Origin of the sequence: Nocardioides sp. R-C-SC26, from assembly GCF_021246465.1 — a bacterium.
In the GTDB taxonomy this organism is placed as follows: domain Bacteria; phylum Actinomycetota; class Actinomycetes; order Propionibacteriales; family Nocardioidaceae; genus Nocardioides.
Genome location: NZ_JAHRHK010000014.1, coordinates 57,648 through 71,278, shown reverse-complemented (window position 1 = coordinate 71,278; position 13,631 = coordinate 57,648). Strand labels below are relative to the sequence as shown.

Here is a 13,631-nt window from a genome sequence, read left to right as displayed (position 1 = left end):
CTCAGCGTAGTGAGACGGCACCCTCCTGGGGGGCGATCTGGCTCGATTGCGCGGGTGCCGCGTAGGAGTGCTGGGAGCTCGTGGAGAAGTAGTTGATGCCGATGAAGTTGAAGAGCAGCGTCGCCAGACCGACGCACGCCAGGATGGCGGCGTTGCGGCCCTTCCAGCCTGCGGTGGCGCGCGCGTGGAGGTAGGCGGCGTAGACGACCCAGGTGATCAGGGCCCACACCTCCTTGGGGTCCCAGTTCCAGTAGCGCGACCATGCCTCGTGCGCCCAGATCGGACCGGTGATCAGCACCGCGAAGGTCCAGACCGGGAACGCGAACGCGTGGAAGCGGTACGCCGTCCGGTCGAGCACCTCCGGCGAGGGAACGCGCGCCCACGGGCCGCTCGCGGCCGCGCCGCGACGCTCCCTGAGGAGGAAGACGATCGAGAGGATGCCGCCGATGGTGAAGGCGCCGGTGGCGATGATCGCCGAGACGACGTGGATCACCAACCACGGAGAGTTCAACGCCTCGGTGAGGGGGGCCACCTCGGCGTGCAGCCAGATGACGGCGACCATCAAGGTGGCGGTGACGAACCCGACCACGAGCGGCGCCATCCACTGCAGCCGGAACCGGCGCAGCATCACCAGGTAGAGCAGCGAGACGACGAACGTGCCCGCCAGGGTGAACTCGTACATGTTGCCCCAGGGCACCCGGTTCGGATCGGCGGCCATGCCGCGCCCGACCAGCGACACCAGGTGCGCACTGGTCGCGATCACCGTCAGCAGGACGCCGAGGCGGCCCAGGAACGCGATCCGGTGCCCGCGGTCCGGACGGGAGGTCGCGCCCGCCGTCTCGCCGCCGGGACCGGTGAGCACGGCGACTCCGCCGGCGGGCGGCGGCGTCGGCCGCGCGGCGGTGCGCGCGGGCTGACGCAGTGCGGCCCACTCGGCCAAGTGCACGATCAGGGCCAGGAAGTACACCACTCCGGCAGCGCCGACGGCCTGGTTGCTCAAGGTCTCCCACGCGGCGTCGCTCATCGGTCACCCATCAGTCGTTCGTCTCCTCTACACGCGCCGGTCCACCCAACGCGACGGTGATGCGGTTCAGCACGTCGCTCACGTCCGAGCCACCCGAGCGGTCCAGGACGGCGATCTCCACCATGGTCGCACCCGCGCCATCGGCCGACGACGGGCGGGCACGGACCCACACCCGGCGCGAGCGCACGAAGAGCGAGCCCAACAGACCCAACAGCGCTGCGATCATGCCGCCGAGCGCCACCAACTTGCCCGGTGACTGGCTGATCTGCACCCGCACCCACGGCTCGATGCCGTCGAAGGAGACCGAGCCGAGTCCGTCGGGCAGCTGGACGGTCTCGCCGGGCTGCAGGTCGATCCGCAACGGTCGGCCGTCGGTCGGCGCCACGGGCGTCGCCTTGGCGGTGTTGAGCAGGTAGACCGACTCGGGCGTGCCGTCGTCGAGCCCGAGGTCGCCGGTCCAGACGCTCATCGAGATCAGCGGGTTCAGGTCGTCGGGCCAGACCGTGACCGGGTCGCCGTCGATCAGCTGGAAGGTCGGGAAGAAGAGGCCGTCGAGACCGATCTGACCCGGGCGGGCCGACGGCGCCTTGACGACGCCGAAGGACAGGAACGACGGGTCCTGCGGCAAGAACACCACCGGGCGGCTGACGACGACGTCGCCGTTGCCGTCGCGGATCGTGATCACGGGAGCATAGCCGTGGCCGATCAGGAAGATGTCGGTGTTGCCGATGGTGAGCGGATGGTTGACCCGCAGGTCGTAGGTCCGCCGCTCACCGTCGCGACCTTCCTGGTAGCTGATCGGGGCGCGGAACTGGCGCGCCGTTCCGGCTGCATTGCCCTTGGTCAACCAGGTGACGTCGAAGTCGTCGACGGTGAAGGCGAAGGGGTCGAAGTCGTCGGCCCCGAACATCGAGCCGGGGTCCAGGTCGTCGTAGGACGCCGCGGTGTTGGTGAAGGTCTGCCCCTTCACCAGCAGCACTCCGCCCTGGTAGCCGAGCATCGATCCGACCGCCACCCCGATCAGCACGACGATCACCGAGACGTGGAAGACCAGGTTGCCGAACTCGCGAAGGTGTCCGCGCTCGGCCGAGACGGCGTCGGGTTCGTCCGGGTCGGCGGCGCGGAGGCGGTGGCGATTACCGAGCCGCGACCACGTCCGCGTCCCCGCGGGACCGCGGCCGGTGCGCAGCACCTGACGTGCCGTCGCCAGCACGGTCTCGACATCCTCGTCGGTGGTGAAGGTGACGTAGGCGGGCATGCGCGCGAGGTTGCGCGGTGCGCGCGGCGGAGCGGCCCGCAGCGCCCGGGCGTAGACCGCGGTGCGCGGCACGATGCAGCCGACGAGCGAGATCATCAGCAGCAGGTAGATCGCGGCGAACCACGGCGAGTCGTAGACCGAGAACAGGCCGAGCTTCTCGTAGATCGGCGCGAGGTCGGGGTGGTCGCTCTTCCACTGGGACACCTCGAGGGCATCGACGCCGGACTGGGGAATCACCGACCCCGGGACGGCGGCGAGGGCGAGGAGGAGCAGCAGGATGAGCGCCGTCCGCATCGAGGTGACCTGGCGCCACACCCAGCGCACGAGCTCGCGCGCGTTCAGTTCGCCGGCCCTCCGCTCGGCGACGTCTCCGGTGTCCGGCGTCGGACCCGACGTCGTCATCGGCTCTCGGCTCACACCGACACCTCGAATCCGTCGACGAGCTGCCGTTGCATCCACTGGGTCACGAAATCCCAGAAGCCACTGACCATCAGAAGTCCGATCACGATCATCATCGCGCCGCCGAGACGCATCACCAGGGCCTGGCGCTGACGGATCCAGCGGGACGCGGCGAGCGCGCGCGTGTAGAACAACCCGGCCAGGATGAACGGGACACCGAGACCGAGTGCGTATGCCGCTGCCAGGACGGCGCCCCGTGCCGCGGTCGCGTCGGTGTAGGTCAGGCCGATGATCACGCCGTAGGTCGGCCCGACGCACGGCGTCCAGCCGATCGCGAACAGCGCTCCGACCAGGGGCGCGGCGCCCAGTCCGACAGCCGGCACCCGGTGGATGCGCCACTCACGCTGCAGCCACGGAACGGCTCCTGCGAACACCAGACCGAGCACGATGAGCACCACGCCCATTCCGCGGACGATCTCGGACTGGTAGGCCGACAACCAGGCGCCCGCTCCGCCCAACGCCGCGGCGATCAGCACGAAGACGGTCGCGAAGCCGAGCACGAAGAAGATCGAGCCCAGCAGCATCCGGCCACGCCGCTGAGCGGCCTCGCCGCGAGCGAGTTCGGCGCCGGAGAGGCCAGTGGCGTAGGAGAGGTAGCCGGGAAGCAGCGGGATCACGCACGGGCTGAAGAAGGACACCAGGCCGGCGACGGCGGCGACAGGCAGAGCGAGCGCGAGCGGCCCCGCCGCGGCCTGATTGCCGAACCACTCACCCACCGGTACCTCCATCACCCGACTCCGGCGATTCCGACGACTCGGCGATCACATCGGTGATGACGTCCTCCAGCGTGCCCGCGCTCGGGATCTCGCCGTTGATGAGCACCGCGACACGTCCCTCGCGGTCGAGCACGACCGTGGACGGCGGCGACTGCGGGGCGTAGCGGCCGAGGTTGAGAAGCGCGTCGGTGCTGTCGGCGATGGTGGGATAGGTGATGCCGAACTCACGCTCGAAGGCGCGTGCATCGTCCGCGGACTCATCGCGCACCAGCACGCCGAGGAACTCGGCGTCGAGGTTCTCCGACGCCTCGCGAAGCATCGGCATCTCCGCGCGGCACGGGTTGCACCACGAGCCCCAGAAGTTCACCACCACGACCTCGCCGCGGTAGTCGGTGACGTCGATCGGCTCGTCGCCCAGGCTCGTCCCGGTGAAGTCCAGGGGCGCGGGGCGCTCGCTCTCCGGGATCGGCACGATCGAACCGGCGCCGGTGACGAAGTTCGCGTCCTCGGTGCCCTGCAGTCCGCTGCAGCCGGTCAGTGCCACCGACACCACGACGGCGGCACCGGCGATCAGGCTCCCACGACGCGGCCCGCGCCGGCCGGTCACGGCCGCTTCTCCTCGGGCGCACCGCCGGCCGAGAACGGCGCCTTGCGGTCGGCGACCGGGATCAGATCGCCCGCCGGCTCGCTGTAGGTCACTCGCACCAGGCGGTCGTCGTCGAAGTGGAAGGAGGTGACCGAGCAGAGCGTGCACTGACGCTTGCGTGGGTCGTGCAGGAACGAGCGGCCCTCGGCGTGCAGCCGCGTCGTCCAGATCGGCAGTTGGTGGCTGACGACGACGGCCTCGTGCCCGGTCGCTGCCACGCGCGCGTCGTGGACGGCGGCCATCATGCGCTCGGCGATCACCTTGTACGGCTCACCCCAGGACGGCTTGAAGGGGTTGTAGAGGTGACGCCAGGTCGACGGGCTCTTCAGTGCGTTGCGGCCCTTGCCGAACGTGAGGCCCTCGAACTTGTTGATCGACTCCAGCACCCGATCGTCGAGCACGGGCGTCAGGCCGCGGACGGCGGCGAGCGGCGCTGCGGTCTCCTGGGCCCGCTCGAGCGGAGAGGAGACCAGGTGCACGATGTCGCGGTCGCCGATCATGTCGGCCACCCGCTGGGCCATGCGCTGCCCGAGCTCGGAGAGGTGGAATCCGTCGCGACGCCCGTAGAGGACGCCGTCGGGGTTGTGCACCTCGCCGTGACGGAGCAGGTGCACGATCGTCTCGGCCGGAGCCGCGGGCCCCGTCGGTGCTGCGTCGGACGACATCAGGCCTCCTGGGCGTGGGCAGCGGCACGGGCGGCCGCAGGGAGCGCGTCGAGCACCGTCTGGACGGCGCGATCGTCATGGGCGGCCGAGACGAACCACGCCTCGTAGGCCGACGGCGGCAGGTAGACGCCGCCGTCGAGCATGGCGTGGAAGAACGCGGCGTACGCGGCGACGTCGGTGGTCGAGGCGGTGGCGAAGTCACGCGCCGGGGTGTCGCTGAAGAAGATCGAGAACATCGTGCCGGTGCACTGCACCCGGTGGGCGACGCCGGCCCCGTCCAAGGCGTCGGACGCGGCCGTCCTGATCGTGTCGGCGACGGCGTCCAGGTGCGCGTAGACCTCGTCGGTGGCCAGCCGCAGCGTGGCCAGGCCCGCCGTCGTCGCCACCGGATTCCCCGAGAGGGTGCCGGCCTGGTAGACGGGCCCGGACGGCGAGAGGTGTCCCATCACGTCCGCGCTGCCGCCGAACGCCGCGGCCGGCAACCCGCCGCCCATCACCTTGCCGAAGGTCATCAGGTCCGGGACCCAGCCCTCGCGCGCGCCGTCCAGGCCCCACTGACCTTGCCGGCTCGCCCGGAACCCGGTCATCACCTCGTCGCTGACGAAGAGCGCACCGTGGCGCCGGCAGATCTCGGCGAGGAAGGCGTTGAAGCCCGGCTCGGGCGGGACGACACCCATGTTGCCGGGCGCAGCCTCGGTGATCAGGCACGCGATCCGGTCGCCGTGCTCGGCGAACGTCGCCTCGACCGCGGCGCGGTCGTTGTAGGGCAGCACGATCGTCAGCTCGGTCGAGGACGTCGGGACGCCCGGCGTCCCGGGCACCGCGGACGTCAGGAGACCCGAGCCTGCCGAGGCGAGCAGGGCGTCGGCGTGGCCGTGGTAGCAGCCGGCGAACTTGACCACGACGTCGCGGCCGGTGACGCCGCGCGCCAGCCGGATGGCCGACATGGTGGCCTCGGTACCCGAGGAGACGAAACGCACCTGCTCGACCGGCGTCCGGGCCACGATCTCCTCGGCAAGCTCCACCTCGGGCACGGTCGGTGCGCCGAAGGACGTCCCGCGCGCGACGGCGTCCTGAACCGCGGCCTGGACCTCGGGGTGCGCGTGCCCGAGCAGCATCGGCCCCCACGAGCAGACCAGATCGACGTAGTCGTTGCCGTCGACGTCGGTCAGCCAGGCCCCCCGGGCCGAGGCGAAGAACCGAGGGGTGCCGCCGACGGCGTTGAAGGCGCGCACCGGACTGCTGACGCCGCCCGGGATCACCGCGAGCGCGCGATCGAACATCGCTGCCGACGCCGTGACCGACACGGCGTCCGGCTGCCCCGATGGATCGGTGGCCGGCCTGGCGGGCGGGGACGTCGACGTCACCGCTCCATTGTCCGCGACGCCCGGTCGTGGGCCGAACCCGGGCCGTCCGGGCGACGCTGGGAGACCGAAATGCCTCACGGTGACCAACCGACGGACGATTCGATGCGGAGAAGCACGACAGCGCGACATACTGCCCGGGCGACGTGTCGCCCATCACATCGATCTTCGGTTACGGCGTAACCAGGAGCGGAGTTCGGGCGTTGTCGCATCAATACCCGGTCGATGGGGAAGGGAGACCGGGTGTGAAGCACCGAGCAGGAGTGACGACGATGTCGCGCAAGCGAGCACGCAGGCCCGGACCGGCCGACCAGCAGACCGCCAGCGACGCCCGGGCCGTCCGGTCCGTGCGGATCGGTCGGGCGAAGAAGACCGCCGTCGCGGTCCCGATCGCGCTGCTCTCGGCCGCGTGGACGGCGTCCCTGGCCTCGGCCGGCTCGCCGTCGGTCTCGGCCGACGGACCTGGCGAGAGCCCGACGGTGCTCCCCGAGGGCGAGATCGTGCCCGCCGAGGCGATCGAGGCCCCTGCGTCGGTATCGCGCTCGTCGCAGGGCGGCGAGTCCGGCTCGGTCTCCGGCGCCGGCGGCGCGGGCGCCCAGCAGATCGTGGCGACCGCCTCCACCAACGGCATCCCCTCGGCCGCGCTGGCCGCCTACCAGCGTGCGGAGAGCGTCATCAACGCCGCGGACGCGACCTGCAACCTCTCCTGGCAGCTGCTCGCCGCCATCGGCCGCATCGAGTCCGACCACGGCCGCTACGGCGGCTCCGCGCTCGACAGCGACGGCGTCGCCACGCCGCCGATCCTGGGTATCGCCCTCGACGGCACCAACGGCACCTCGCGCATCGTCGACACCGACGCCGGGCAGTACGACGGCGACACGGCCTTCGACCGCGCCGTCGGCCCGATGCAGTTCATCCCCTCGACCTGGGCCGCGGTCGGCGTCGACGCCGACAACGACGGCGTGCGCAACCCGCAGGACATCGACGACGCCGCGCTCGCCTCGGCGGTCTACCTCTGCTCGGGCGACGGCGACCTGTCGACCATCGACGGCCAGCGCTCGGCGGTGTTCCGCTACAACCACTCCACCAGCTACGTCGACCTCGTGCTCGGCGTCATGAACGCCTACCTGGCCGGCGACTACACCGCGGTGCCCGACTCCACGGTCGCCGCCGGCTACCTCACGCCCGCGATGACGCCCGCGTTCGCCGATGACCGCAAGGGACGCAAGAACCGCGACGGCGCCGACGAGGAGAGCACCGAGGAGCCGACCCCGGAGCCGACGGACGACCCGACCACGGAGCCCACCGCGGAACCGACCCCGGAGCCGCAGGACAAGCCGAAGGGGATCACCCTCCCCGAGATCGTGCCGGGCCTGCCCCAGGTCAGCCTGCCGCCGCTGCCGCAGACCACGATCAAGCCCGTCGACGACGTGCTGACGCTGACCCAGGCGCTGGTGCAGTGCACCCTCGAGGGCCTGATCGACAACCCGTTCAAGGCCGGCGACAAGTTCGACGTCTGCATCGCCGACTACACCGGCACCGCCACCAAGGACTGACCTCCGCGCTGCGCCGCGGGGGGCGTTGACCCGTCTTCAAGTAGAGACGGGTCAACGCCGGGAGCGGAGGAGGCGGGCGGCCTCGGCCGCCCAGTAGGTGAGCACGACGTCGGCGCCGGCACGACGGATCGAGGTGAGGGTCTCCACGATGGCCGCCTCACGGTCGATCCAGCCGTTGGCCGCAGCGGCCTCGACCATCGCGTACTCACCGGAGATGTTGTACGCCGCCACCGGCACGGCGACGGCGTCGCGCACCCGGGCGATGACGTCGAGGTAGGCCAGGGCCGGTTTGATCATCACGATGTCGGCGCCCTGCTCGACGTCGAGCAGGGCCTCGCGAACGCCCTCCCGGCCGTTGCGAGCGTCCTGCTGGTACGTGCGTCGATCACCCACGAGCGAGGAGTCGACGGCCTCGCGGACCGGCCCGTAGAAGGCGGAGGCGTACTTCGCCGAGTACGCCAGGATCGCGACGTCGGAGCGCCCGTCGGCATCGAGTGCCTCGCGGACGACGGCCACCTGGCCGTCCATCATGCCGCTCGGCCCGACGACGTGGACGCCGGCCGCGGCCTGCGCACGCGCCATCTCGGCGTAGACGGCGAGCGTCGCGTCGTTGTCGACGCCGCCACGCTCGTCGAGCACGCCGCAGTGGCCGTGATCGGTGAACTCGTCGAGGCACAGATCGGCCATCACGGGGATCGCGTCGCCGATCTCGCCGACGACGTCGCGGATCGCGGCGTTGAGGATCCCGTCGGGGTCGATCGCGCCCGAGCCGACGGCGTCCTTGCGCTCCGGCACGCCGAAGAGCATGAGTCCGCCCAGGCCGAGACCGGCCGCCTCGACAGCGGCGGCGCGGAGGGAGTCGCGGGTGTGCTGGACGACGCCCGGCATCGACCCGATCGGGTGCGGCGCGTCGAGCCCCTCGCGCACGAAGACGGGCAGGATGAGCTGGCGCGCCTCCAGGGAGGTCTCGGCGACGAGGTCGCGCATCGCCCGCGTCGAGCGGAGTCGGCGCGGGCGATGCAGCGGACCTGGAGTCATCGGACCGGACTCACCGCGCCGAGGAGGTCTTCCGCCGGGCAGCGGGCTTGCGGTCCGACGGCTTGGTCACCGGCTCACCGGCCTCGAGCAGCGCCCGACGGCGTGCGTCACCGAAGTCGGCCAGTGCGTCGACCAGCACGTCGACGTCGGGCGCGCTCGCCATCACGTCGACCCGCAGACCGTGCTCCTCGGCGGTCTTGGCCGTCGCCGGCCCGATCACCGCGATGACGGTCGAGGGGTGCGGCTTGCCGGCGATGCCGACCAGGTTGCGGACCGTGGAGGAGGAGGTGAAGACGACCGCGTCGAACTTGCCCGACTTGATCGCGTCGCGCACCGGCGCCGGCGGCGGGGCCGCACGCACGGTGCGGTAGGCCGTGACGTCGTCACACTCCCAGCCGAGCTCGATCAGACCGGCCACCAGGGTCTCGGTCGCGATGTCGGCACGCGGCAGGAAGACCCGGTTGATCGGGTCGAGCACCTCGTCGTACTCGGGCCAGTCGGCCAGCAGGCCCGCGGCCGACTGCTCACCGGAGGGCATCAGATCCGCGCGCAGACCCCAGTCGGCGATCGCGGCGGCGGTCTTCTCCCCCACCGCGGCGATCTTGAGACCGGAGAAGGCACGGGCGTCGAGGCCGTACTCCTCGAACTTCTCCCGCACCGCCTTGACGGCGTTGACGGAGGTGAAGGCGATCCACTCGTAGCGCCCCTCGACGAGACCACGCACGGCCTTGTCCATCTGCTGGGGGTTGCGCGGCGGCTCGACCGAGATGGTCGGCACCTCCTCGGGCACAGCACCGAATCCGCGCAGGCCGACCGAGAGCGACGCGGCCTGGTCCTTGGTGCGAGGCACCAGCACACGCCAGCCGAACAGCGCCTTGGTCTCGAACCACGACAGCGTCTCGCGCAGATCGACGACGTCGCCGATGATCGTGATCGCCGGCGGCGCCATCCGGGCCGCGCGGGCGTCGACGGCGATGTGCTCGAGCGTCGAGGTCACCGTCTGCTGAGCCGTCGTCGTGCCGACGCGGGTCATGGCGACCGGCGTCTGCGGGCTGCGACCCGCCGCAACCAGCTGCTGGGCGATCTCGCCGATCTGGCCCACGGCCGAGAGCAGCACGAGCGTGCGGTCGTCGGCGTAGGCGGCCCAGTCGACCTTCTCGCCGCAGGAGACGACGGCCATCTCGCGGTGGTTCTTGGTGGTCAGCGGGATGCCGGCGTAGGCGGGCACCGCACCGAGCGAGGAGACACCCGGCACGACCTCGAAGCCGATGCCGGCCTTGGCCACGGCCTGGGCCTCCTCGGGGCCGGAGGCGTAGACGAACGGGTCGCCGGAGAGCAGCCGGACGACGCGCAGCCCGCGCTTGGCGTGCTTGACGACGACCTTGGCGCGTGCGGCGTGGGTGAGGGGCTGCCCGTCCTCGCCGAAGCCTCCGTCGACGAACTCCGGGCCGTCCTGCTGCGAGGTGGCGCCGTCGGCCGCCTCGTCGTCCTCGGCGTCGAGGCTGACCTCGACCGGCGCGGGCAGCCCGAGCACCGTGCGGACCAGCGCCTCGTGCTCGGCGACCTCGGTGACGATCACGTCCGCGCGACGGAGCAGGTCGACCGCGCGAACGGTCATCAGGTCAGGGTCGCCGGGGCCGCTGCCGACGAAGGACACCCACGCGCGCGCCAGGCGTTCGGCAGCGCTGCCGGAGGCGGCGGTGCGCGAGCTGCTCGGACGTGCGGTCTTGGTTCGCGTGGTCATGCGCGGTTCACCTTTGCTGGTTGTGGTGAGGCTGTCGTGCTGGGCGGCTGGTCGTACGGGATGACGGGAGCGAGGGTCGGGGCTGAGGGGTTCCGGCCGCCCCGGTCGCTCACGGGGAGGAGCTGCGGGCCAGGTCGGCGGGGCCGTCGGCGAGCATCTCCTCGGCGAGACGGCGGCCCAGGCCCGCGGCATCGCCGACCGGCCCGGACGCCGAGAGACGCACGCTGAGCGCGCCGTCGTCGGAGAGGACGACGGCGCGGAGCCAGAGCTCGTCGCCGTCCTCGCCCTCCACGACGTCGGCCAAGGCGCCGATCGGAGCCGAGCAGCCGCCCTCGAGCACGGCGAGCAGCGTGCGCTCGGCGGTCACGGCGGCCCGCGCGGTGTCGACGTCGAGGGCCTGGCGGAGATGATCGGCCAGTTCGTCGCCGTCGCGGGTCTCCACCGCCAGGGCACCCTGTCCGGGCGCGGGCAGCATCTGGATCGGGTCGAGCACCTCGGTGACCTCGTCCGACCGGCCGAGGCGAGCCAGGCCGGCACCTGCGAGGACGACGGCGTCCAAGCGCCCCTCGCGCACCGCGCCGAGGCGAGTGTCGACGTTGCCCCGCAGCGGCACGATCTCCAGTCCGAGGCCGAGCGCGTGCAGCTGGGCGGCGCGTCGTGGCGAGCCGGTGCCGACACGGCTGCCGACGGGCAGCTCGCCGAGCGTGAGCCCGTCACGCGCGACGAGGACGTCGCGGGGGTCCTCCCGCGGCGGGACGGCCGCGAGCACCAGCCCCTCGGCGTCCTGGGTGGGCAGGTCCTTGAGCGAGTGCACGGCGACGTCGACCCGGCCGTCGGCCAGCGCATCGCGCAGGGCGCCCACGAACACCCCGGTCGCGCTCGCTCCTGCCAGCGGCGTGCCGGCGGCCTGGGAGCGGTCGCCGTCGGTGACGATCTCGACCAGCTCGGTCGGTCGGCCGAGGCGCTTCTCGATCATGGCCGCGACCTGCGCGGTCTGGGTCGTCGCGAGCGCGCTGGCGCGGGTCCCGATGCGCACGGGCGTGGTCGGGGTGGTCACGACGCACCGCCGGGAAGATCGCTGGTGGAGTCGGCACCCGACTCCACCGACGTCGTCGCGCGCGCGCCCACACCCGGTCGGGTGACGGCCGAGACGGCGTCCGGGTCGAGTGCGAACAGCTCGGCCAGCGCGCGCTCGTAGCTGATCGCGCCCTGACCTCCTGCCAGCTCCTTGACCCGCACGGTCGGCTCGTGCAGCAGCTTGTCCACGACGCGGCGGACCGCGCGGCGGATCTCGTCGCGGTCGGGGTCGGGCAGATGCGGAAGGCGGGTGTCGAGGCGCGAGAGCTCGGCGTCGACCACGGCGGTGGCCATGGTGCGCAGGGCGACGACGGTCGGCGCGACCGAGGCCTGTCGCCGCGCGGTCAAGAAGGCGGTGACCTCCTCCTCGACGATGCGGCCGACCTCGGCCAGCTCGGCGCCGACGGGTGCGGTGCTCATCTGCGCGGCCAGCTCGGCCAGCCCGACGAGCAGCACCTTGTCGAGCTCCACGACGGCGGGGTCGACGTCGTGGGGCAGCGCCACATCGACCAACGCCAGCGGCCGCGTCGTGCCCTGGCGCGCAGCGGCGACCATCTCGCGGGTGATGAGCAGCCCGCGCGCGCCGGCGCAGGTGATCACGATGTCGGCGGTGGCGAGCTCGAGCGGGAGGTCCAGCAGTGCGGCCGGCCGGGCGCCGTACTCCCTGGCGAGCCGATCCGCACGCTCGGGAGTGCGGTTGAGCACGACGACGTCGCGGGCACCGAGCCGGGTCACCGTCGCGACGGCGAGGCCGGCCATCGCACCAGCGCCGACGACCAGCACGCGCGCGCCGGCCACCGGGCCGACCGCGACGGCGGCCTGGTCGAGAGCGGCCGAGACCAACGTGGGAGCCACGGTGTCGATCCCGGTCTCGGCGCGCGTGCGCTTGCCGACGCGCAGCGCCTGCTGGAACAGCACGTTCAGCGACGGGCCGACGGCGCCGTACTCCTGACCGGTGCGCAGCGCCTCCCGGGTCTGGCCCAGGATCTGGCCCTCGCCCAGCGCCATGGAGTCCAGGCCGGCGGCGACCCGGAAGAGATGGGCGACGGCTCCGTCGTCGTAGTGGACGTAGAGATGCGGCAGGAGTTCCTCGGCCGAGATGTCGGCGCGCTCCAGGAGCAGGCGGGAGAGCGACTCCACCGATCCGTGGAACCGGTCCACCTCGGCATAGATCTCGATGCGGTTGCACGTCGCGATGACCGCCGACTCCGACACATGCGGGCAGGTCGCCGCGTCGTGCATGAGCTTGTGGGCGCCGTCCGCGTCGACGGCGACCTGCTCCAGCAGCGCCACCGGCGCCGACTTGTGGGAGATACCCACGACCAGGATGCTCACGCCGCACCTCCGTCGGCCAGCAGCGCGCCCGTCTGGGACTTGCGCTGCTCGTGGTAGGCGAGGATCTGCAGTTCGAGGGAGAGGTCGACCTTGCGCACGTCGACGCCGTCGGGGACGGCGAGCACCGAGGGCGCGAAGTTCAAGATGCTGGTGATCCCGCAGCCGACCATCCGGTCGGCGACCGACTGCGCGGCCGCGGCCGGCGTCGCGATGACGCCGATGGCGACGTCGGCTGCGGCGACGATCTCCTCGAGACGGTCGAAGGGCTGGACCTCGACCCCGGCGACGATCTCGCCGTGCTGGGCCGGGTCGGCGTCGAGCAGCGCCACGACCTGGAACCCGCGGCTGCGGAAGCCGGAGTAGTTGGCCAGCGCGTGACCGAGGTTTCCGATGCCGACGATGACGACCGGCCAGTCCTTGGTCACGCCGATCTCGCGGGCAATCTGGTACCGCAGGTAGTCGACGTCGTACCCGACACCGCGCGTGCCGTAGGAGCCGAGGTAGGAGAGGTCCTTGCGGAGCTTGGCGCTGTTCACGCCTGCCGCAGTGGCGAGCTCCTCGCTCGAGCAGGTGGGGATGCCGTCGTCGGCGAGCGTGACGAGCGCGCGCAGGTACACAGGCAGACGGGCGACGGTCGCCTCGGGAATCTCCCGGGCGTTCTCGCTCGAAGTCCGTGCGGTCACTGCTCTTCTTTCCAGCCGCGACGCTGGCGGACCCGGCCCCAAGACGGGACCGGCGGGACGCCTCGG

General features: G+C 71.9%; 12 protein-coding genes. 1 reads left to right on the top strand and 11 read right to left on the bottom strand.

Features of this window, described 5'->3' with window-relative positions; genetic code table 11:
• Position 1 precedes the first annotated feature (1 nt).
• Genes ccsB through hemL form a run of 6 tightly spaced genes read right to left on the bottom strand, consistent with a single transcriptional unit; the run spans position 2 to position 6,051 of the window.
• Complete coding sequence (gene ccsB, locus KSO97_RS13370; RefSeq protein WP_232679681.1) at positions 2-1,024, bottom strand: c-type cytochrome biogenesis protein CcsB; 1,023 nt, start codon at positions 1,022-1,024, stop codon at positions 2-4.
• A gap of 10 nt (positions 1,025-1,034) precedes the next feature.
• The gene (locus KSO97_RS13365) at positions 1,035-2,699 is read right to left on the bottom strand and encodes a cytochrome c biogenesis protein ResB (RefSeq protein ID WP_232679679.1); all 1,665 of its coding nucleotides are present in this window, start codon (positions 2,697-2,699) and stop codon (positions 1,035-1,037) included.
• A complete protein-coding gene (locus KSO97_RS13360) occupies positions 2,696-3,457 on the bottom strand; it encodes a cytochrome c biogenesis CcdA family protein (protein ID WP_232679677.1) in 762 nt (253 codons plus the stop codon). The genes KSO97_RS13365 and KSO97_RS13360 overlap by 4 nt, the downstream gene beginning before the upstream one ends.
• Entirely contained in the window at positions 3,450-4,064 is a 615-nt protein-coding gene (locus tag KSO97_RS13355) for a TlpA disulfide reductase family protein (RefSeq protein ID WP_232679675.1), read from the bottom strand. The genes KSO97_RS13360 and KSO97_RS13355 overlap by 8 nt, the downstream gene beginning before the upstream one ends.
• Entirely contained in the window at positions 4,061-4,768 is a 708-nt protein-coding gene (locus KSO97_RS13350; RefSeq protein WP_232679673.1) for a histidine phosphatase family protein, read from the bottom strand. The genes KSO97_RS13355 and KSO97_RS13350 overlap by 4 nt, the downstream gene beginning before the upstream one ends.
• Positions 4,768-6,051, bottom strand: coding sequence for a glutamate-1-semialdehyde 2,1-aminomutase (gene hemL / locus KSO97_RS13345; protein ID WP_232679790.1), 1,284 nt, complete (start codon positions 6,049-6,051; stop codon positions 4,768-4,770). The genes KSO97_RS13350 and hemL overlap by 1 nt, the downstream gene beginning before the upstream one ends.
• A gap of 353 nt (positions 6,052-6,404) precedes the next feature.
• On the opposite strand from hemL, the gene KSO97_RS13340 reads away from it, so the two are divergent.
• On the top strand, positions 6,405-7,688 hold the full coding sequence (locus tag KSO97_RS13340) for a lytic murein transglycosylase (protein WP_232679671.1): 1,284 nt from the start codon (positions 6,405-6,407) through the stop codon (positions 7,686-7,688).
• Positions 7,689-7,739: 51 nt separating this feature from the next.
• Here the strand turns inward: KSO97_RS13340 and hemB are convergent, their stop codons facing one another.
• The 5 genes from hemB to KSO97_RS13315 form a co-directional block, all read right to left on the bottom strand.
• Positions 7,740-8,726, bottom strand: a complete 987-nt coding sequence (gene hemB / locus KSO97_RS13335) for a porphobilinogen synthase (RefSeq protein WP_232679669.1) — start codon at positions 8,724-8,726, stop codon at positions 7,740-7,742.
• Between the two features lie 10 nt (positions 8,727-8,736).
• Positions 8,737-10,470: a uroporphyrinogen-III synthase gene (locus tag KSO97_RS13330; RefSeq protein ID WP_232679667.1), complete on the bottom strand. Its 1,734-nt coding sequence runs from the start codon at positions 10,468-10,470 to the stop codon at positions 8,737-8,739.
• A 109-nt stretch (positions 10,471-10,579) separates the two neighbouring features.
• The gene (hemC, locus tag KSO97_RS13325) at positions 10,580-11,527 is read right to left on the bottom strand and encodes a hydroxymethylbilane synthase (RefSeq protein WP_232679666.1); all 948 of its coding nucleotides are present in this window, start codon (positions 11,525-11,527) and stop codon (positions 10,580-10,582) included.
• A complete protein-coding gene (locus KSO97_RS13320) occupies positions 11,524-12,882 on the bottom strand; it encodes a glutamyl-tRNA reductase (RefSeq protein WP_232679664.1) in 1,359 nt (452 codons plus the stop codon). Before KSO97_RS13320 ends, hemC begins: the two co-directional genes overlap by 4 nt.
• The gene (locus KSO97_RS13315; protein ID WP_232679662.1) at positions 12,879-13,565 is read right to left on the bottom strand and encodes a redox-sensing transcriptional repressor Rex; all 687 of its coding nucleotides are present in this window, start codon (positions 13,563-13,565) and stop codon (positions 12,879-12,881) included. The genes KSO97_RS13320 and KSO97_RS13315 overlap by 4 nt, the downstream gene beginning before the upstream one ends.
• Positions 13,566-13,631: the final 66 nt, after the last annotated feature.